The sequence below is a fragment of the Ruminococcus flavefaciens MA2007 genome (assembly GCF_000621845.1).
In the GTDB taxonomy this organism is placed as follows: domain Bacteria; phylum Bacillota; class Clostridia; order Oscillospirales; family Ruminococcaceae; genus Ruminococcus; species Ruminococcus flavefaciens_E.
Map to the genome: position 1 here is coordinate 22,012 of NZ_JHXF01000001.1, position 18,247 is coordinate 40,258.

Sequence of the window (18,247 nt, forward strand, 5' to 3'; positions counted from 1 at the left end):
CTACAATCTTAGTTCTTAGCTCTTAGTTCTTCTTTCCGATCACTCCAAAAGAATATTTGTCCCACAATGGACATATCCTGTAAGGACAACATCTGTGAAAGGGTGAAAATATGGGACTTACAGAAAACGAAGCCGCAGAAAAACTGAAAACCGAGGGTGAAAACGTCCTCGCCGAAAACAGTCAGGCAGGTCCTGTGAAAATATTCATAGGACAATTCAAGGACATCATGGTGATGATACTCCTCGGCGCTACGGTAATATCAATACTCCTCGGAGAGATATCCGACGCCGTGACTATCATACTCATAGTGCTGCTCAACGCCATTCTCGGCTTTATACAGGAGTACCGCACCGAGCACACGCTGGAGGCTCTCCGCTCCATGACCGCTCCAACGGCTAAGTGCTGGCGTGATGACAAGCTGAAAGAAATCGAGGCTTCAAAGCTTGTTACGGGAGACATTATCGAGCTTGAAGCAGGTGACCGCATACCTGCGGACTGCGCCGTTTTAAAGGCGGCAGGCTTCTTCTCCGACGAAGCCATACTCACGGGAGAATCCGTGGCTGTCAGCAAGTCGGCAGGCTCTCCCGAGGATACCGACAATTCCCTCAACAAGCCCAATATCGTCTACTGCGGAGCCTCCGCCACCAAGGGCGTTTGCCGCGCAAAGGTCATAGCCACGGGCAAAAATACTCAAATGGGCAAGATATCGGAAATGCTCACCGATATAGACAGGGAGCCTACTCCCCTGCAAAAGCGGCTCGGGGAGCTTGGCAAAGCCGTCGCCGTGATATGCCTTATCGTCTGCGCCGCCGTTTTCGGGGCAGGAGTGCTCCGCGGCGAGAACGTGTTCGATATGCTGATGACGGGCATAACCATTGCCATTGCCGCTATCCCCGAGGGACTGCCTGCAACGGTGACTATAGCTCTTGCTCTTGCAGTCAGCCGTATGCTGAAGCAGAAGGCTCTTGTGAACAAGCTCCACAGCGTTGAGACTCTGGGCTGTACCTCGGTGATATGCTCCGACAAGACGGGCACTATCACCGAAAACAAAATGACCGTCACGGAGCTGTCTACTGTCTCGGCGGACTACTATTTCAGCGGCATGGGCTACCGTGTCAGCGGAGCAGTCACAAAGGGCGATGACAATATTGCCGTGAATCCAACCGCCGAAAAGGCTCTCACGGAGGCTCTGCGGTGCGGAGTTCTCTGCTCTACGGCGGAGATAAGCACTCAGGAAGTCCCCAAAAGCCGCAACAGAGGAGCTCTTGCAGGCAGGGGCGAATGGCAGGTGACGGGAGACTCCACAGAAGCGGCTCTGCTCATTGCGGCGGCAAAGGCAGGCATAACAAGGGAGTCCCTTTCGGGGAGCTGCCGCGTTATCGGGGAGCACCCCTTTGACAGCGAGACTCGTTTTATGGCGGTGCTTTGCTCCTGCGGCAGCGACAAGCGTATGTATTTCAAGGGCGCCGAGGAAGTCCTCCTGCCGCGCTGTTCTCAGTATATCAGCGAAAACGGTGCTCCCGTGCCTATGAGCTCCGCTGTACGTCGGGAGCTTGCCGAAAAGGCGGCGGAAATGTCAGACAGGGCGCTGAGAGTTCTTGCGCTGGCGATGTGCAGCTCCGATACTCTTGAACCCAACCGCGGAAATCTGGTATTTCTGGGCTTTGCAGGCATGACCGATCCGCCCCGAGAAGAAGCCAAAACTGCCATTCGCAAGTGCGCGGCGGCTTCGGTGAAAACCGTCATGATAACAGGCGACCACAAAAACACCGCCGTGGCAGTTGCAAAAAAGGCAGGTCTGCTCAAAGGCGGCTTGGCTATGACGGGTGCGGAGCTTGACGCACTATCCGACGAGGAGCTTGACCAAGTTATCGGCAAATACACGGTGTTTTCCCGTGTCGAGCCCGTACATAAGCTGCGTATCGTGCGGAGCTTCAAGCGCCGCGGCGAGATAGTCACCATGACAGGCGACGGCGTAAACGACGCTCCTGCGGTGAAAGAAGCCGATGTTGGCGTAGCTATGGGAGTTACAGGCACCGACGTTACAAAACAGGCTGCCGACGTGATACTCATGGACGACAACCTTGCCACACTGGTCAGCGCCGTTGAGCAGGGGCGCTGCGTTTATGCCAATATAAGGAAGTTCGTGCGGTATCTGCTGTCCTGCAATATAGGCGAGGTGCTGACCATGTTCCTCGGCATACTCATGGGTATGCCCGTGGTGCTGCTGCCCGTACAGATACTTCTGGTGAATCTTGTCACAGACGGGCTCCCTGCGGTGGCTCTCGGTATGGAGCCGCCCGAAAAGGACATAATGAACCGACCGCCGCGGCGCTCTGCGGAGGGCTTTTTCTCGGGCGGTCTCATGTGGAAGATAGTCATTCGGGGCGTGTTCATAGGGCTGTCAACGCTGGCAAGCTTCACCACGGTCATGCGGCTGGGAGGCTCCCTTGAAGCCTGCCGCACCGCCGCTCTCATAACACTGGTGGTGTCGCAGCTGATACACGTTTTCGAGTGCCGCTCGGAGCACCGCAGCCTGTTCCGCATGAACCCATTCGGCAATATGAAGCTGGTCATCGCAGTGGTGATATCCGCCGCAGTCCTTGCCGCCGCAGTGATTCTGCCACAGCTGCAAATGGTGTTCAGCACCGTAGACCTCAGCACACCGCAGCTGCTGACGGCGTTGGGATTCAGCGCGGCTGTGCCTGTGATAAGTTCGATTTTTAGCAAGAAGTAATATGTAGGGGCGGCGTTTCGCCGCCCGTTTTCATATGTTATATTGGGATAATGTAGGGGGCGATGCCTACATCGCCCCGTTTGGTTTGGAAATATTGTCGGGCTGATGTGGGCATCAGCCCCTACATATGGTCATTTGGAGTTGTTTCGTTAGACTCGGGCGGCGAAACGCCGCCCCTACATTTATAGCTTGTCTTTCTGCTTGAACAGCAGCGAAGCTATAAGCCCGAACAGCAATGCCGCTGTCACACCGCCTGCGGCGGCGGTAAGCCCCCCTGTGAATATGCCGAGGAATCCGTCCCTGCCTATGGTCTTTCTTATGCCCTCCGCAAGCAGATGACCGAAGCCCGTCAGGGGCACTGTAGCTCCTGCTCCTGCAAACTCGGCTATGGGCTTGTACAGTCCCACCGCCGATAATACTACTCCCGTAACAACGTAGCCTGTGAGTATCCTCGCAGGCGTTAATTTTGTGAAGTCGATGAGGACCTGTCCCACGGCGCAGAGCAGTCCTCCCACTAAAAATGCCTTTAGTATATCTATTATCATGCCTGCTCCTTTCTCAGATGAACCAGATGTGATATCGAGGGTATGCTCTCGCCCTGCTGCAATGACATGGGCGACATGAGCGCTCCTGTGGCGGCAAATAGTATATTTTGAGCCTCGCCGCGCTCCAGCATTGGCAGGAAATTACCGCAGAGCACGCTTGCTCCGCAGCCGCAGCCCGAACCGCCGCAGTGCATATCCTGCTTCTCCACGTCGAATATCATAGCTCCGCAGTCACGGTGCTGAGCGGTTATATCCACGCCCTGCTTCAGCAGGAAGTCCCTGAGAAGCTCGCTCCCCACCACGCCAAGGTCACCTGTGACGATGTAGTCATAGTCCTCGGGAACTGTCCCCGTTGCCGACAGATAGCGCATTATGGTGTCCGCAGCCGCAGGCGCCATAGCGCTGCCCATATTGTTGATGTCGGTTATCTCAAGGTCGGATATCTTGCCGATACAACCGCCAGCTACGCCGATATTTCCGCTGTCACGGGAGACTATCACTGCTCCCGAAGCGGTACAGGTCCACTGCGATGTGGGAGTTCGCTGACCGCCGTAGGACAGAGGAAATCGGAACTGCCGCTCTGCCGTGGAGAAATGTGATGAAGTCACCGCCGCAGCCTGCTCCGCGATACCGCTGTCCGTCAGCACAGAAGCGATGAGAAGCCCCTCTGCCATAGTGGAGCAAGCTCCGTAAAGTCCCAGAAAGGGCACGGCAAGCTCCCTGACGCTGTATGCCGAGCCTATGCACTGATTGATGAGGTCTCCTGCGCATATCACGTCGATATCCTCTCTTTGCAGACCTGCCTTGCGCAGTGCAAGTCCCACAGCTTCAAGCTGGAACTGCGTCTCCGCCTGCTCCCATGTGTCCTTTCCGAAGTGGCTGTCCGTCACCACCTCGTCGAAGCATTCCCCGAGAGGTCCCTCGCCCTCCTTTTCGCCTACTACTGCGGCGTAGCTCCTTATTCTTACGGGAGTATCCGTGCGGAAAACTCCCCTTGCTATTCGTTCTGCCATGCTGATACCTCGCTTTCGGAGATATTATGCGGCATTTTTACGGGAATATACAAAAAGGCGTGTCATTAATCATAATACTTATATAGAAGTTTTATGCTTATTATTGAGAGAACCCCTTTTGAAAAAGGGACCCTCTGACGGAGGACGTCCCCTCTGTCACTGCGTGACATCTCCCCGCACTGCGGAGAGTCACTCTCAAACTCTCTCCCTAAAACTTTCGTTTTGTTTTTTCTCAGATAGGGCGCTTCATAAAATAAAAAAAACCTGCAAAATGCAGGAGCGCCCTATCTGAGAAAAAACCAGATAAAAGTCTTTGGAAAGGGGTATGGGGAAGAACCTTTCCTCAGAAAGGTTTTCCCCATAATTAACTATAAACTTCTGTATAAGTGCTGTGGTTAGTCACGCCTGTGCCTTATTTTCCTTTGTAGCTTGCCTCATAGAGCTCATGTACGCCGTCGATATAGAGGTCCATAAGGTCAGTGTCCTTTCCTGCTCTTTTTACCGAGCCGTCGGCGCTGTATTTCATACCAGCCTTGTTTACCGAAGGATAAGTCCCGATAATGCCCTTATTATCGTTCCATTTGTCGGAAACGGCTAAATATTCCGTTTTTCCGTCATTTATAAAGATAAAATAGCACTTGTCGGAATACTTCGTATCCTCAGAAAAATACTTCCTGAACTTGTCGGCATCGAATGAACATATATAGCCGTCGATAGCCTCGTTGCCCGAGGTTATGATATTGACGCCCCTTATCTCCTCGCCGTCGGCTTTTACCCTTTGGAGAGCCTTATCTGCCGCTTCTGTCATCTCCTTAGCAGCCTTTGTAAGCTCTCTCTGCTTTCTCTGCTTGCCAATGCCCGACGATACAGGCAGAAGCGCCAGCGCGATAACAATGGCGATAACACAGAGCAGGGGTATGCCTATTGCAAACAGCAATGTATAGCTTTTCTTTTTCGCAGGTGGCAGGGGCTGTCCGTCATAGGCACAGCCCTGCGGATAGGGCGGCGGTGCTGACTGCATACAGCCGCAGACCTCGCCGTCATTGAGCGGTCTTCCGCATTTATTGCAGTATTGCATTTCAGCGCTCCTTATCGACATATGTGGCAAGCTTGTATAAAGCGTCCTTATACAGGTCATAAAGACTTGCCTTTTCACCTGCGCTACCGCCTATGCCGCCCGGATTATACTTCGTTATGTTCCTTGCAGTTCCGCCGGGATATGTACCCACATAGCTCTTCTTTGTCCAGCTTTCGGACAGAGCCGTATATTCTGCACAGCCGTCATTAATGACGATGAAATAATCATAATCCTTGACATCAGAAAAATATTTCTCGAGACCTTTATAAAACTCGCCTGTATCAAAGGGAACTCCGCTGTTTTTGCCCTTATCGGAGCATATGATATAGCGTCCTTTCACATTGATACCGCCATTGGATTTTTCATCGAGCTCAATCATCACTGTATTAGCCGCCTTACAAAGCGTATTTGCCTTTGAATGTAAGGACGACTGCTTTGAACGCTTGGTATAGCCCAGCATTGAAGGCACTAATATTGCGGCTAATATGGCTATTATCAGCAGAACAGCTATTCCCAGCGGGATAACTATAGCCAGTATCCACGCATTGCTCTTTTTCGGGGGCTGTGCCAGCTGCTGACCGAAATAAGGCGCAGGATAGCCCTGTGGATAGGGCTGGTTCGGATAGGGCTGTCCGTTATATGGATAGGGCGGCGGAGGCGGCTGCATTCCGCCGTTATAGAACTGACCGCCCTGTGGTGCAGCGCTGTTTGGCTGCTGCATGGGAGCTCCCTGTGCATTGGCAGTACAATTGCAAACCTCGCCCTCCTGTAAAAACCTTCCGCAATTTATGCAATATGGCATTGTCACCACTCCTTGTAATTTCGTTTTTTGATGTCGTCCTTGAATTTTTCTACAGCGTCATTGTAAATCTCATTCAGGGTATCGTTCTTTTCTATATGCTCTTTTTCGCCCTTCGGAGAATACTTCAAAGGTGAATAAGCTACCGCCGAGCCTGTATACTCGGCAGGATATGTGCCTATCCTAACCTTTTTGTCGTTCCAGCTCTCAGCGGCAGCCGAATATACTGCATGACCGTCCCTGATAACTATGAAATATTCCAGTTCATCGACTTTATCGAAGTAACGCTTCTCTTTTTCGTAGAATTTCTCCACGTCATAGGGAACTGCGATGCTCTTTGAGCTGTCAGAGCTTATGATATAATCGCCCTTTGTATCGACATCGTCCGAATCGAGGTCTACCAAGGAGGAATTTGCCCCCCTGTAGATACTGCTTGCCTTGTTGTTTATGCTCGTCTGCTTTGATTTCTCCTTGTAGCGCGAAAGCGACGGCACGAATATCGCCAGAAAAATCCCCATCAGTACAAGAGTTACTACGACAAAGGGTATGATTATGGCAAGTATCCACTTGCTGCTGGGCTTTGGCGGAGGCGGCAGAGCCTGTCCGTCGTAGGCAAACTGATAGTTCGGCTGATATGGGGAGGGCTGATTCGGGTATGGCTGTCCGTTCTGAGGATAGCCGCCGTAGGGCTGCTGCCCATAGCCCTGCTGTGGGGGTATCGGCTGAGGGGGCGGAGCCTGCTGCACGGGAGCTCCCTGCGCAGAGGCGGTGCAATTGCATACCTCGCCGTCATCGAGCTTTCTTCCGCAGTTTGTACAATAAGGCATTTATGTCACTCCTTTTTGAAGTTGTTTTCTTGAAACATAGCAAACGACAAAAATTTTTGGCGTTTGCTATTTGCCGATACGCACGGAGCAAACGTAAGTTTGCGAATGTGCGAGGCAATTTTTATCATTTATTATAGTGAACGTCAAATTTTTTTGATGTTCACTGTAATTATATATCATTTAGCAGTAAAAAGCAAGTGCCGATAAAATAAAAAGCGGACAGTTCATCTGTCCGCTTATATTATATGTTTCAGAAATTCTCGCCGTTCCATTAAGGGACGCCCTCTCTTGCAGGGCGTCCCTAATCGGGCTCGGCACCCTCTGTCAGCTTTGCTGACATCTCCCTGCACAGCAGGGAGTCACCCTCTCGAAAAACAATTCACTGGATTGTTTTTCGATTCACCCCTTGCGGAGCGCCTTTGTTTCTTTGGGCTCTGCCCAAACCCGCCAGAGGCGCTGCCTCTGGACTTCGCCAAAGGAACATAGCCCCTTTGGAATCCCGTTCGTGAGCTCGGCAAAATTCATCATCGCCCATAATCAGATATAACCTAATGATTTCAGCAGGAACAGCCAGCCCGTCAGGGTGAATGCGCTCAAAAGCGTGGTCAGCATTACCGCAAATGCCGTGATTACGCCCTTGTGTCCCAGATTCTTCGCCATTACAAAGCAGCTTCCCGTTGTGGCGCTTCCAAGCATTACCAGTATGGCTATGAGCTTCTCGCCGCGGAATCCAAGCTTTATTGCTATTGGCAGGAATATTCCGCAGAACAGCAGCAGCTTTATAAAGGCTATGCCCACCGTTGCAGGCAGCTTGTCCTTGGCTTCGCCGAATCTGAATGAAGCTCCCAGCGCTATCAGGGATAAGGGAGTCGCCATATTTCCAAGATATGTCACAGATTTCGACAGTATCACAGGCTGAGGTATCTTCAGCAGCGACCAGCCTATTCCCACGATTATTCCCAGTATTATGGGGTTCGTGGCTATGCTTTTGAATGTGCTGAGGAAAAGAGCCTTTTTGCCCCTGCTCCTGTCCTTGTCGGGAGATGTCAGCGCAAGAACTGTCACCGCCGCTATATTGTAAAGTGGCACAGTTCCCACTATCATAAGCGCCGCCATGGTGGAGTGTCCGTATATGTTGTTGACAAAGGCTATGCCCAGAACAGCCGCACTGCTCCGATAGCTCGCCTGTATTATCTCGCCCCGTTCTGCCCTGTCTTTGAACAATAAGGAGTACAGAACCGCTATGCCTACGCTGAGAAGCGTCGCGCATATGCAGAACAGCACGAATCTGCCGTCCCATACTGCACGGAAGTCCGCTGTGGACAGGTCCATGAACAACAGCGCAGGCAGAAGCGCTCTGAATACGAAGCGGTTTATCTGCGCTGTGGCATTGTCGTCAAGAAGCTTTATCCTGTGTACGAACCAGCCGAATACCATCATCAGAAATACGGGAACTGTGGCATTAAGGCTGAATATAAGATTTTTCAGAAACAATCTATCACTACCTGTTTATTTTATCGTCGAGCCGTGAAAATAGCAGTCGTATATCACAGCTCCCCTGTATTCTATGGTCTCATAGCCCTGAAACCACTCAAAATCTCCGCTTACTTCGCATTTGTAGGTATAGTCCCCGTAGGAATGCTCCTGCGGTCCGCGAAAGGGCTTCTCAAAAGGCACACGAAGAAGAGCTTCTTTGAGAAAATCGCCGCTGAAAGGAGTCCCTGTGACTCTGCCGACGTAATTCATGCTCCAGTAGGGAACGTCCCCTATCCAGAGGGCTTCTTCTCCAGCAAAGCGCTCGCCGCCGAGGAATGTGTCGAGGTACATGAGGTCGCCCTCTCGGTACTCAAGGTCGTGAGAGCTCGGGCGCGAGGACGCGGTCTCAGCTCCCTTGCCAGCGTATGTGGCGCGTTTGGCTCTCATGAGAAACTGAATTATTTCATCTCTTGTCATGATTATAGCTCCTGTTTTTGGTTTGATACTTAATTTTACTCCTTTTTGCCCGTCTTGTCAATACGGTCAGGCTATAATTTCACCAACAAGAGTCCCGTTTGTATGTGATAAATTGTGCGTGTCAACAAATTTCAGTGCATTTTTCTTTCTGTACTTGACTTTTTCATCGTTTTGTACTATAATAATTTAGTCGCAGGTGACGCCTGCTTATTTGTGGCGGCATAGCTCAGTTGGCTAGAGTACTCGGTTCATACCCGATTGGTCGTTGGTTCGAATCCTACTGCCGCTACCACATGGCCCGTTGGTCAAGAGGTTAAGACATCGCCCTTTCACGGCGGAATCATGGGTTCAATTCCCGTACGGGTCACCATGTCTATTTTACAAAATAGATATTTCACAAAAAATCCCCGATTTTTCGGGGATTTTTTGCATTCTTAGAGCCTGAAAATTTTTTCAATTTTCATAGATATATTTTCTGAAAAACTCCGATGTTACGGGAAGTGAACTCTTGAAATCAGCATTTCAGATGAGTTTGATCCCATTTTGGCATAAAAACAGCTTCAAAATCCATTGTTTATTTTTAACGAAGTTTTGTTTACTTTCTTATTCAATATGCCAACTAAATATATGATAAAAAGGCTGGATTTTTATGAGTCCAGCCTTTTTTATTATGGACTATTACTTTTTCCTGCGCTCATTGTCAGCTTCAACAGAACACTTCCAAGCCTTATTGAGTCCCTTTTCGGCTCTTATACTGCTTACAGCACAGTCAACGGCTTCGTAAAGAACTTCCGTACCGCAGCAGTCAGCATGATAATCAACTGCGTGTTCCGCGCTGATACCGATAGAGCCTGCTGTCTCAGCAGCATCGATATTGGCTCCGAGGAATATGAACTCCCAGCCCTTTTCCTCCTGCGCTTTTTCAATGAGCTTCTTCACGTCCTTGTGGCTGTACTTTCTGCTGGCGTTCTCCATACCGTCCGTTGTGATGACAAACAGCGTCTTTTCAGGAACATCTTCCTCACGGGCATACTTATGGATATTGGCGATGTGATGAACAGCGTCTCCCACTGCATCAAGAAGTGCAGTACAGCCTGAGGGCACATAGTCCCTGTCTGTAAGCTTGGGAACGTCTTCCAGCTTCACCCTGTCATGTATCACCTTGGAGCTGTTGCTGAAAAACACCGTTGATACAAGAGCTTCGCCCTCTTCTTTTTTCTGCTTTGCTATCAGGGAATTGAAGCCGCCGATAGTATCAGCTGTAAGTCCGCTCATTGAGCCGCTCTCGTCAAGAATGAATACCAGTTCAGTTAAATTCTTTTTCATAACAATACCTCCGTTTTGATGTTTTCTGCGGAACCGCTTTCGCGTTTCCTTTACTGTAATTACAGTATACATCATCACGGAGGTGTTTTGGTCGCTTTTAATGCGACAAATTATGAACCTATGAGACTCTGGTCAAAAGCAAACAGTGCTTCGTTTATCTCATAGATATTATAATTGCTGCGTTCAATAAAATAGCGGATTATCAGGTCAAACTTCAGGCTGTCTGACAGAGCAAAGCCCGCTTTTTTCAGCAGTTCCTCTGTTTCACCGAGGTCAAGTTCAAGGGCTACTGCAAAAGCAACTGCGGTCTGCTTTTTAGGCTTGTAGTTCTTGTCACTGCGTATTTTTGAAAAGAGCTTGCGGTCAATATTGGCTTTTTTATAAGTCTCCACATCGGTCATGCCTTTTTCATCTATGAGCCTGAGCAGGGCTTCCGAAAAGGATTCATCATGGGTTTTCAGCATATTTTCAAGGTCGGCGCTGGTTTCACAGCAGATATCTTCTTCGGGCATGATATTTGCGGAGCTTTCTTTCATGCTTTCCTTTTTTCTGCCGAATAATCCAATTGGTTTTGCGCCTGCAAGCTGGTACGTTCCGATTACCGAGGCGCCGCTCCTGTTTCTTCTGTCACGGTCAGCACATTTCTTTGCATAAGTATCGCTTATATACTGCCTTATCTCGCCGACTATGCCTGAGCTGACCTCAAAGGAGTCCTTATCGAATATGACAAGTGTGATATCCATATCATTTTCGTCAAGGAAGCTTCTGAATTCGGAAACAGCCACATCAAGAGCCTTGTCCTTCGGATAGCCGTATATTCCCGACGAAATAAGGGGGAAAGCCACGCTTTCACAGTCATTTTTCTTTGCAAGCTCAAGGGAATTCCTGTAGCATGAACGCAGGAGCTCTTCCTCACAGCGATCACCGCCGTGCCAAACAGGACCTACAGTATGTATGATATATTTACAGTCGAGAGCATATCCCTTTGTAAGCTTTGCTTCTCCTGTTTTACAGCCGCCGAGGGTTCTGCATTCCGCCAGCAGCTCCGGACCTGCTGCATGATGTATAGCGCCGTCAACTCCGCCTCCGCCCAGCAAAGATGAATTTGCAGCGTTAACAATAGCATCGACTTTGACCTTGGTTATATCGTTCCTGATTATCCTGAATGGCATACGAGCAACCTCCCCTTCACTCTTATTTATAAAATTATACCATACCTTATGCAGATTATCAATACTTACATAAAACAGGCTTTTTTGATCTGAAAGGGGGATATAAGTGAAAGAGCTTTCAAGTCAGGCAATACAACGCTATAAGGATATGTATCCTCCCGGAACAGGTATCTGTGTTGATAATATGCCAGAGGATCCAAGACCTATAGCTTCCGGAACCAAGGGTAAAGTTATAGCCGTAGATGATATAGGTACAATACACTGTGTTTTTGAAAACGGAAGACAGCTTGGGCTTATACCTGGTGTTGATACTTTCCATACTGTAAAAGAGGAACTATCCGAAACCCAGAATATTACAGAAGAACCGGAATTACAAATGAATATGACATAGTCCATATACGCCGTATTGTTTGATCAATACGGCTTTTTACATATATAAGGAAGGAGTTGTTGCCTACTGATAAAGTATTTCAATATATAAAGGAAATAGACGAGGAGATGAAAAATGCCTAATCATGTAACAAATGTAATTTCTTTCTCTGGCAATAAAAGCCGAATTTCAGCGATGCTAAAGGAAATACAAAATGACGAACACGGTATAGGTTCGGTTGATTTTGAAAAAATACTACCTATGCCGGATACCGTTTACAACGGCTCGCTGGGAATACGTGAAAGAGAGCTTTATGGCGAGAATAACTGGTATGACTGGCGAATTGGGAATTGGGGAACCAAGTGGAATTCCTATGGATATACTGAAAATACAACCTTTCAAGATGGTAAGATCAAATTCCTTACGGCATGGTCTGCTCCGCATCCAATACTGCAAAAGCTGTCAGAAATGTTTCCTGATGTTAAAATGGAGCATGAATGGGCTGATGAAGATATCGGTAGGAATTGTGGGCGTTACGTTTATTACGATGGTGAGCGCGTAGAAGAATACTTCCCCAAAAGTCAAAAAGAATGCCTTGAATTCGCCGCAAAAGTAATGGATGTAAGTCTTGAAGAGGATTACGCCTTATATCTGAACGCCAGTGAAACAGGATATGTCAATATCGAGTATGACGATGAATATGAGCTTATTGAGATTGAGGATCTGCCTGCTTTATTCACAAATGAGCGTATCACAGATGCTGATATCCCTAAAGGAATGTACTGTTATAATCTGAGACACGACGATAACGGTAACTTCTGCGCTATTGAAAAGAATGTTACTGTAAACCACGCAGGCTCTATCATAACTAAGGAACCTATAGAACTAGGAGAACAGGGATATATCTCTCTGAATCAAGACAACAGCCCCAACTTTCTCGGAGAAAATATGTCGATATATATGTTTAGGGAATATGATCCCGAGCAGTCAGAAGAAATGAGTATGGGAATGACGGAGGTATAATATGGGAGAAAAAAGGATAATAACGCAGGAGGAGCTTGATAATGCATGTTTGCTCCATAATAAATGGAATGAAGAAAATGAAGGTGAACGTGCAGTATTCGAAAACTGTATCTTTGACAGGCTAAATTTCGCAGGGAAACAGTTTAATGGCGCTATATTCAGAAACTGTGATTTCAAGTTATGTGATATCACAGACGCAGGTATGTGTTTTGCAGAACTTAAGAACATAAGTTTCACCTGCTGTGATTGTCATTTGCTTATTGCCGAAGAGGCAGCTCTCAGAAATATAGCCTTTGAAAACTGTAATCTCAAAAGCACTATATTCACCCATAGTTCACTGCGAAACGTCCAGTATCATAACTGTGATAAAAATGATATGAGTCTTGAAAGGTGCTATGAGCTCCCTGAAGCCGAAATAGTAAATATAAGTCCGGAAGATCTAAGAAATATGAGTGACAAAGAAGGACTGATATTACAAGGCTGCGGCGGAGATATTCAGGAATGGGCAGATGGCATAAATACTACACTGACAGACTCGGAAATACTGCTAAACGGCAGTATGTTCAGTAAACTGTATGTTTTTGAGACAGATGGACATACATGTATAATGTTCCCGTTTGAAGATATAGATCTGAATATCGGAAAGCTCGCAATATGGCGATTACAGACGTATGACCAGTTCAATGGTACATGGCTTTCCGACTACGTTCCTAATAAATTCGGAGGTTTTATAGAAAAAGAACAGTCGCAGGATCATAAAAAACCTGATTGTCCATTAATCGGTCAAGACGGGAATATCTTTAATCTCATGGGAATAGCATCAAAAACGCTTCGCCATAACCATATGGCTACAGAAGCAAAGGAAATGTGTGAACGCATAACTTCATCCGGCAGTTATGAAGAAGCACTTGGTATAATCGGAGAATACGTCAATATAACTTCAATTTATGAAGAAGAACCATCAGAAGAAATGGGAATGGAGATGATGTGATATGACCAACCTTTTCATCGGACTGCTGATAGGTATCCTTATCGGAGCCGCAGTAGGTTCCCTCGGAGTAGCAGTTCAGGCTCTTCGTCATGAAATACACAGACTCAACAAGGAACTAACGGAGGCACAAGATGAAAAAGAAACCTAACTACAGAGATATCTACAGACTGCCCGGTGGAGATATAACGGTAATACTACGCAGTACAAAGCCTTTACTGTCACAAAGACAGTATAAGGAACTGCTTAGGAAAGTAAACCTGTCGGGAAGCTATGAAAGCAAATTCAGAATCATATCAGAATATATTGAGAAACTCCTCTATAATGCATCATAATTAAGGTCGTTTTGCCGGCAACAGAAACCACTTCTGTTATCAGCAAAGCGGCTTTGCACTAGGATACTTTCTGTTGTCGGCGACAACAGAAAGGAACTCCAATGAACAGTTTTATGAGTTGGGTAGGCGGTAAAAAAGCACTTCGTGATGCTGTGCTGGCGCGTTTCCCTCCCTATTATGAACGGTATATAGAAGTATTCGGCGGTGCAGGCTGGATCCTGTTCCATAAGCCACCGGATATGGATTTTGAAGTATATAACGACTTCAACAGCAATCTGGTCAACCTGTATCGCTGTGTCAGGAACAACCCGAACAAGCTGAAATACAAGCTGAGATATGTTCTTAATTCCCGTGAGGACTTCGACTGGATATCAATGCTCCATAAAAAGCAACTTTTTCCTAAACTCAGGGATTACGACAGAGCTGCCAAATTCTATCAGCTGGTACGATACAGCTATGCAAGCGGGCTTGACAGCTTCGGCAGCCAGCCGCACTCTATATGGTCAGACTTTCCGATGATTGATATGGCAGCAAGGCGGTTGCAAAAGGTAATTATAGAAAATAAGGATTTTGAGAAGCTGATAAGGCAGTATGACCGCCCTGTCAGCTTTTTTTACTGCGATCCGCCATATTTCGCTACAGAAAGCTACTATAAGGATGTTGGATTCACCGCAAAAGACCATATAAGACTCAGAAATACGTTGCTCGAATGCAAGGGGAAGTTTCTTGTGTCATATAACGATTGTCCAGAGATAAGAGCATTGTGGGATAAACCGGATATAAAAATAGAATCTATCAGCCGCATAAACAATCTTGCACAGCGTTATGACAACGGTTGCATGTATGAAGAAGTGCTTATAAGCAATTACGATACTGCTGAAAGAAGAAACATGAACCGTCAACTGTCGTTTCTCGACAATGATATTTGTTTTCAGGAGGAGGAATAAGAATGAAGAAAAACACGATTCATACTAAGGGATATATCGATGATGACGGAAAAATCGCTGTCCCGGGAGTCTTTCTAGAAGACGGAGCTAAAGTTGAGCTTGAAATTACCGTTGTCCCTGGCAAATTTGAAATAGCAATGTATCCTTCAGAGGAAGGTAAAACTCACAGTGGAATATGTTATGACTGTGGTATTTCTGAAGAAGAGATCAACAACTGCTGCAACGCACACGATGACTGCGATGATTGTCCACTTAAAAATAATTGTATGGAGGATGATGATAATGAATAAGATATACCGATTTTTCGGCAAAAGAGGCCGTACTACAATACCACTTCCTATTCGCCATGCACTAAATATGCATACCGGTGACATTATCAGCTTTTCTATTAAAAAAGGAAATGTCGTAATTACAAAAGAAAAAATATGTGATAATTGCGGCATTAACAACGGTATCATTGAGCTTGCAGAACAAATGACAGAAAAAGAATGCGAGCAGATGTTAAATTATCTTATCGACAAAAGGAAGAGGAGAAAAGGTTCATGAGAATAAGGATATTCCAACCAAAGAGTGTTTATGCTATTGAAAGAAGAGATCCAAAAGACTACAATCTGGTTTACGGAGGAAAAGTTGAATGTAAGTCAATTGATGATATAGTATCTATATGTAATTCTGAATTCTCTCAGCCGCCAGGATTCTGCGGAGAAGCCGTTACAAATGGATATATCATAGAAATATGTGATGGAAGTCCTCTTAAAGGAACTTATCTTCTTAATGCAAACGGTTATGACGCCATAGACTTTAATACAGAAATGGCTGATAAAAGCAATACGATGACCGTTATGATCTTGGAGCCTTTGAAGAAACCATATACCGCTGAGATAAAAAATGACTATAAGGGTCTTCAATCTGTAGTTGGCGGCCTTATAGAGCCTGTTTATTTTGAACCTGCCAACGATGCTGTTATCTTCTGTAACGAGGAATTCCTGCTTAATGGCTCATTCCCTAATCGAATCGTAGGTGGAATTTGTATTCACGGAACATTCTGCATAACAGGCAACGGAATAAATGATTATGGAGAACAGGACTCATGTTCTCTGACAAATGAGCAGATCAGTAAATATACGGATCGATTTTCAAAAAATATGCTTATAACACCAATGAGCCTTATAAATGGTGAAATTGATCAGATAATGGATGATTCAGAGGATATGACCATGATGATGTAGGAGGCAGCTAAAAATGAATATAAAGGACAAATTCAGAAAAAAAGTAGCCGAATGCTATCAGAAGTATAAACAGGAATGGGAAAATGAAAGTAACGAATATCTTATCGCCAATGCTGAAAGAATAGCCGTGATAAATAAGATAGTAGAAATGTTGCCTGATATAACAAATGATTACGAAATGAATTATCTTATCAGATTCAAGAACCCGTTGACTGTAATAGTAGATGAACTTGTAACCTGGTACGGTCTGAATACGCAAGTTCTGAACGAAAATCTAGGCAGGGTACTATTTACTATCGCAGATAGACAGGATCTTGATAGCGATTATGATATGGAGCTCTCTGATTTTTCAGAGGATAACTTTATAGCGATGGGAGGTGATGTATTATGAAGATTTCCGCAAAAATCAACAGAATCGTAGATAATCCGGAATATGCAACAAAGGCATATGCAAGCGTTACGCTTGACGGTATGTTTGCAGTTCATGGTATCCGCGTAATGGATGGCGAAAATGGTCTTTTTGTAAATATGCCTTCAACCAGCTTCCAGGATAATGATGGCAACACAAAATACCGTGATACTTTCCATGCTATAACAAAACCTGCACGTGAAGCTATCTCTAAGGCTGTTCTGAACTCATATAACTATGCTATTGAGCAGTCACAGGTAACAGAGATCGAGATTGAGCAGACTGAGGGTGAAGAAGAGGATATCGAGGAAGACCTATCGGAGAATTTCGAGCCTGTGATGACATGACGTAGTAAATCTGCTGAAAAGTGACTGTTCAAGTTGTAATAAAAAGAGAATTTCTGTGTAAAGTCTGGATTTTTTCTGAAATATATGGTATCGTAGAATAAAACCTGAAGAAGGGAGCGATACCATGAAAAAGATCATAACAATACCGGTTATGTGTTCTGTTATGCTGACAGGCTGCGGACAAGCAGATATACCTGATAACACACCTGATACGCAGATTGTTACTATGGTAAAAGAGACAGAAACTGCCGACACTGAAAATAAACAGGTTAACACTACAGTAGCCGGAAGCACCTCAAACAAAGCTAAAGTAACCAGTTCAGATATGGTATCTTCGGGAACTAAAGCTACAACTATAAGCACTAGCTCTCAAGAGAATAAAAGTAACAATTCTGTTGTAACAACCATTTCATCCAATAATTCCTCATCAAATGGCAACAATAATCATGACAGAGTCGGCATAAACCAAACAGGATCTCAGAACCAAGACGTATCCCAGAATAAGGTTACTCAAAAAACTGCAGAAATTCAAACAACTGCATTATCGCAGATAAAGACTGCATCCACAACTAAAACAGTCACTACCCGGCAGATAACGACTGTTACAACCGTCACAACTGCTCCTCCACCTAAAACAACCGAGCCACCCACACCTAAGCCTCAGATTCTTGATTATGACAGACTTGATGATCAGATGCAAACCTTTATAGATGGCTATGATATAGATTATAACTGGCTTTATGAGAAGGGGGCTAATCTTACACATGACGGTACTGACTATGGTAAAGCTGTAGCTATATGTAATGAGACTGAAGCTATGGGCGGAATAAATTGTATAAACTACGCTATAAATGCGTATTTTATGTCAAAAGGTGCTGGTTTAGAATGCTATATAGCTCGTTCTTCGGATTATGACTGGTATGGACATGTGGCGAATATTATCAAACTTGATGGTAAGTATTACTATATGGAACCTATGGGAGATGTAGTTGGAGCTCCTACTACATGTCCAAGTGGCGATCTACCTTATCCAAATGGTCTTGATATAGTCACAGATATTTATGATAACAGGATAAATGTAACTGTTGAAAATAACTGGTACAGATAAATATATCATAGAGCCGAAAGTTTCGGCTCTTTTTTCATTA

22 protein-coding genes and 2 tRNA genes are annotated in these 18,247 nt (G+C 46.0%); 15 read left to right on the forward strand and 9 right to left on the reverse strand.

Annotated features, from left to right (window positions below):
• Positions 1 to 110: 110 nt before the first annotated feature.
• Complete coding sequence (locus T497_RS15275; RefSeq protein WP_037324111.1) at positions 111 to 2,738, forward strand: cation-translocating P-type ATPase; 2,628 nt, start codon at positions 111 to 113, stop codon at positions 2,736 to 2,738.
• Between the two features lie 182 nt (positions 2,739 to 2,920).
• Here the strand turns inward: T497_RS15275 and spoVAE are convergent, their stop codons facing one another.
• The 7 genes from spoVAE to T497_RS0100165 all read right to left on the reverse strand — a co-directional run bounded on the left by spoVAE (position 2,921) and on the right by T497_RS0100165 (position 8,953).
• A complete protein-coding gene (spoVAE, locus tag T497_RS0100135; protein ID WP_028513877.1) occupies positions 2,921 to 3,277 on the reverse strand; it encodes a stage V sporulation protein AE in 357 nt (118 codons plus the stop codon).
• Positions 3,278 to 3,279: 2 nt separating this feature from the next.
• Positions 3,280 to 4,296, reverse strand: a complete 1,017-nt coding sequence (locus T497_RS0100140; protein WP_028513878.1) for a stage V sporulation protein AD — start codon at positions 4,294 to 4,296, stop codon at positions 3,280 to 3,282.
• A 412-nt stretch (positions 4,297 to 4,708) separates the two neighbouring features.
• On the reverse strand, positions 4,709 to 5,374 hold the full coding sequence (locus T497_RS0100145; RefSeq protein ID WP_028513879.1) for a type II secretion system protein: 666 nt from the start codon (positions 5,372 to 5,374) through the stop codon (positions 4,709 to 4,711).
• A gap of 1 nt (position 5,375) precedes the next feature.
• Complete coding sequence (locus T497_RS15280; RefSeq protein ID WP_037324116.1) at positions 5,376 to 6,176, reverse strand: hypothetical protein; 801 nt, start codon at positions 6,174 to 6,176, stop codon at positions 5,376 to 5,378.
• 2 nt (positions 6,177 to 6,178) lie between these two features.
• A complete protein-coding gene (locus T497_RS17180; RefSeq protein WP_028513880.1) occupies positions 6,179 to 7,000 on the reverse strand; it encodes a hypothetical protein in 822 nt (273 codons plus the stop codon).
• A gap of 537 nt (positions 7,001 to 7,537) precedes the next feature.
• Entirely contained in the window at positions 7,538 to 8,494 is a 957-nt protein-coding gene (locus T497_RS0100160; protein WP_347491209.1) for an AEC family transporter, read from the reverse strand.
• A gap of 15 nt (positions 8,495 to 8,509) precedes the next feature.
• Positions 8,510 to 8,953 carry a DUF5680 domain-containing protein gene (locus T497_RS0100165; protein WP_037324118.1) on the reverse strand — a complete coding sequence of 148 codons (444 nt, stop codon included), beginning with the start codon at positions 8,951 to 8,953 and terminating at the stop codon, positions 8,510 to 8,512.
• Positions 8,954 to 9,168: 215 nt separating this feature from the next.
• On the opposite strand from T497_RS0100165, the gene T497_RS0100170 reads away from it, so the two are divergent.
• Positions 9,169 to 9,245 (forward strand) — tRNA-Met (locus T497_RS0100170).
• A 3-nt stretch (positions 9,246 to 9,248) separates the two neighbouring features.
• Positions 9,249 to 9,323 (forward strand) — tRNA-Glu (locus tag T497_RS0100175).
• Positions 9,324 to 9,631: 308 nt separating this feature from the next.
• Here T497_RS0100175 and T497_RS0100180 read toward each other — a convergent pair.
• Positions 9,632 to 10,279 (reverse strand): vWA domain-containing protein, encoded by a 648-nt coding sequence (locus T497_RS0100180; protein ID WP_028513883.1) that lies wholly within the window; start codon positions 10,277 to 10,279, stop codon positions 9,632 to 9,634.
• A gap of 110 nt (positions 10,280 to 10,389) precedes the next feature.
• Entirely contained in the window at positions 10,390 to 11,451 is a 1,062-nt protein-coding gene (locus T497_RS0100185) for an O-acetyl-ADP-ribose deacetylase (protein WP_028513884.1), read from the reverse strand.
• Between the two features lie 106 nt (positions 11,452 to 11,557).
• Between T497_RS0100185 and T497_RS0100190 the strand changes: the two genes are divergently transcribed.
• The 12 genes from T497_RS0100190 to T497_RS0100245 all read left to right on the forward strand — a co-directional run bounded on the left by T497_RS0100190 (position 11,558) and on the right by T497_RS0100245 (position 18,207).
• Positions 11,558 to 11,842 (forward strand): DUF4314 domain-containing protein, encoded by a 285-nt coding sequence (locus T497_RS0100190; protein WP_024861311.1) that lies wholly within the window; start codon positions 11,558 to 11,560, stop codon positions 11,840 to 11,842.
• Positions 11,843 to 11,956: 114 nt separating this feature from the next.
• Positions 11,957 to 12,844, forward strand: coding sequence for an LPD28 domain-containing protein (locus T497_RS15290; RefSeq protein ID WP_051530383.1), 888 nt, complete (start codon positions 11,957 to 11,959; stop codon positions 12,842 to 12,844).
• Between the two features lies 1 nt (position 12,845).
• A complete protein-coding gene (locus T497_RS18995; RefSeq protein ID WP_080693246.1) occupies positions 12,846 to 13,835 on the forward strand; it encodes a pentapeptide repeat-containing protein in 990 nt (329 codons plus the stop codon).
• 1 nt (position 13,836) lies between these two features.
• Positions 13,837 to 13,983, forward strand: a complete 147-nt coding sequence (locus T497_RS18195; protein ID WP_155266828.1) for a hypothetical protein — start codon at positions 13,837 to 13,839, stop codon at positions 13,981 to 13,983.
• Positions 13,967 to 14,167, forward strand: coding sequence for a hypothetical protein (locus T497_RS0100210; protein WP_028513885.1), 201 nt, complete (start codon positions 13,967 to 13,969; stop codon positions 14,165 to 14,167). Before T497_RS18195 ends, T497_RS0100210 begins: the two co-directional genes overlap by 17 nt.
• A gap of 113 nt (positions 14,168 to 14,280) precedes the next feature.
• A complete protein-coding gene (locus T497_RS0100215; protein WP_028513886.1) occupies positions 14,281 to 15,114 on the forward strand; it encodes a DNA adenine methylase in 834 nt (277 codons plus the stop codon).
• A gap of 2 nt (positions 15,115 to 15,116) precedes the next feature.
• Positions 15,117 to 15,404 (forward strand): hypothetical protein, encoded by a 288-nt coding sequence (locus T497_RS0100220; protein WP_028513887.1) that lies wholly within the window; start codon positions 15,117 to 15,119, stop codon positions 15,402 to 15,404.
• Positions 15,397 to 15,660 carry an AbrB/MazE/SpoVT family DNA-binding domain-containing protein gene (locus T497_RS15300; protein ID WP_037324121.1) on the forward strand — a complete coding sequence of 88 codons (264 nt, stop codon included), beginning with the start codon at positions 15,397 to 15,399 and terminating at the stop codon, positions 15,658 to 15,660. Before T497_RS0100220 ends, T497_RS15300 begins: the two co-directional genes overlap by 8 nt.
• Positions 15,657 to 16,343 carry a DUF3846 domain-containing protein gene (locus tag T497_RS17185; RefSeq protein WP_051530385.1) on the forward strand — a complete coding sequence of 229 codons (687 nt, stop codon included), beginning with the start codon at positions 15,657 to 15,659 and terminating at the stop codon, positions 16,341 to 16,343. The genes T497_RS15300 and T497_RS17185 overlap by 4 nt, the downstream gene beginning before the upstream one ends.
• Positions 16,344 to 16,356: 13 nt before the next feature.
• On the forward strand, positions 16,357 to 16,734 hold the full coding sequence (locus T497_RS0100235) for a hypothetical protein (RefSeq protein ID WP_028513888.1): 378 nt from the start codon (positions 16,357 to 16,359) through the stop codon (positions 16,732 to 16,734).
• Positions 16,731 to 17,099: a SpoVG family protein gene (locus tag T497_RS15310; protein WP_051530387.1), complete on the forward strand. Its 369-nt coding sequence runs from the start codon at positions 16,731 to 16,733 to the stop codon at positions 17,097 to 17,099. Before T497_RS0100235 ends, T497_RS15310 begins: the two co-directional genes overlap by 4 nt.
• Before the next feature lie 124 nt (positions 17,100 to 17,223).
• A complete protein-coding gene (locus tag T497_RS0100245) occupies positions 17,224 to 18,207 on the forward strand; it encodes a hypothetical protein (RefSeq protein ID WP_028513889.1) in 984 nt (327 codons plus the stop codon).
• The last annotated feature ends 40 nt before the right edge of the window (positions 18,208 to 18,247 follow it).

Coding starts and splice junctions, on each gene's coding strand:
- T497_RS15275 (WP_037324111.1), top strand. CDS start 111: ATGGGACTTACAGAAAACGAAGCCGCAGAAAAACTGAAAACCGAGGGT.
- T497_RS0100140 (WP_028513878.1), bottom strand. CDS start 4,296: ATGGCAGAACGAATAGCAAGGGGAGTTTTCCGCACGGATACTCCCGTA.
- T497_RS0100145 (WP_028513879.1), bottom strand. CDS start 5,374: ATGCAATACTGCAATAAATGCGGAAGACCGCTCAATGACGGCGAGGTC.
- T497_RS15280 (WP_037324116.1), bottom strand. CDS start 6,176: ATGCCATATTGCATAAATTGCGGAAGGTTTTTACAGGAGGGCGAGGTT.
- T497_RS17180 (WP_028513880.1), bottom strand. CDS start 7,000: ATGCCTTATTGTACAAACTGCGGAAGAAAGCTCGATGACGGCGAGGTA.
- T497_RS0100165 (WP_037324118.1), bottom strand. CDS start 8,953: ATGACAAGAGATGAAATAATTCAGTTTCTCATGAGAGCCAAACGCGCC.
- T497_RS0100180 (WP_028513883.1), bottom strand. CDS start 10,279: ATGAAAAAGAATTTAACTGAACTGGTATTCATTCTTGACGAGAGCGGC.
- T497_RS0100185 (WP_028513884.1), bottom strand. CDS start 11,451: ATGCCATTCAGGATAATCAGGAACGATATAACCAAGGTCAAAGTCGAT.
- T497_RS15290 (WP_051530383.1), top strand. CDS start 11,957: ATGCCTAATCATGTAACAAATGTAATTTCTTTCTCTGGCAATAAAAGC.
- T497_RS18995 (WP_080693246.1), top strand. CDS start 12,846: ATGGGAGAAAAAAGGATAATAACGCAGGAGGAGCTTGATAATGCATGT.
- T497_RS18195 (WP_155266828.1), top strand. CDS start 13,837: ATGACCAACCTTTTCATCGGACTGCTGATAGGTATCCTTATCGGAGCC.
- T497_RS0100210 (WP_028513885.1), top strand. CDS start 13,967: ATGAAAAAGAAACCTAACTACAGAGATATCTACAGACTGCCCGGTGGA.
- T497_RS0100215 (WP_028513886.1), top strand. CDS start 14,281: ATGAGTTGGGTAGGCGGTAAAAAAGCACTTCGTGATGCTGTGCTGGCG.
- T497_RS0100220 (WP_028513887.1), top strand. CDS start 15,117: ATGAAGAAAAACACGATTCATACTAAGGGATATATCGATGATGACGGA.
- T497_RS15300 (WP_037324121.1), top strand. CDS start 15,397: ATGAATAAGATATACCGATTTTTCGGCAAAAGAGGCCGTACTACAATA.
- T497_RS17185 (WP_051530385.1), top strand. CDS start 15,657: ATGAGAATAAGGATATTCCAACCAAAGAGTGTTTATGCTATTGAAAGA.
- T497_RS0100235 (WP_028513888.1), top strand. CDS start 16,357: ATGAATATAAAGGACAAATTCAGAAAAAAAGTAGCCGAATGCTATCAG.
- T497_RS15310 (WP_051530387.1), top strand. CDS start 16,731: ATGAAGATTTCCGCAAAAATCAACAGAATCGTAGATAATCCGGAATAT.
- T497_RS0100245 (WP_028513889.1), top strand. CDS start 17,224: ATGAAAAAGATCATAACAATACCGGTTATGTGTTCTGTTATGCTGACA.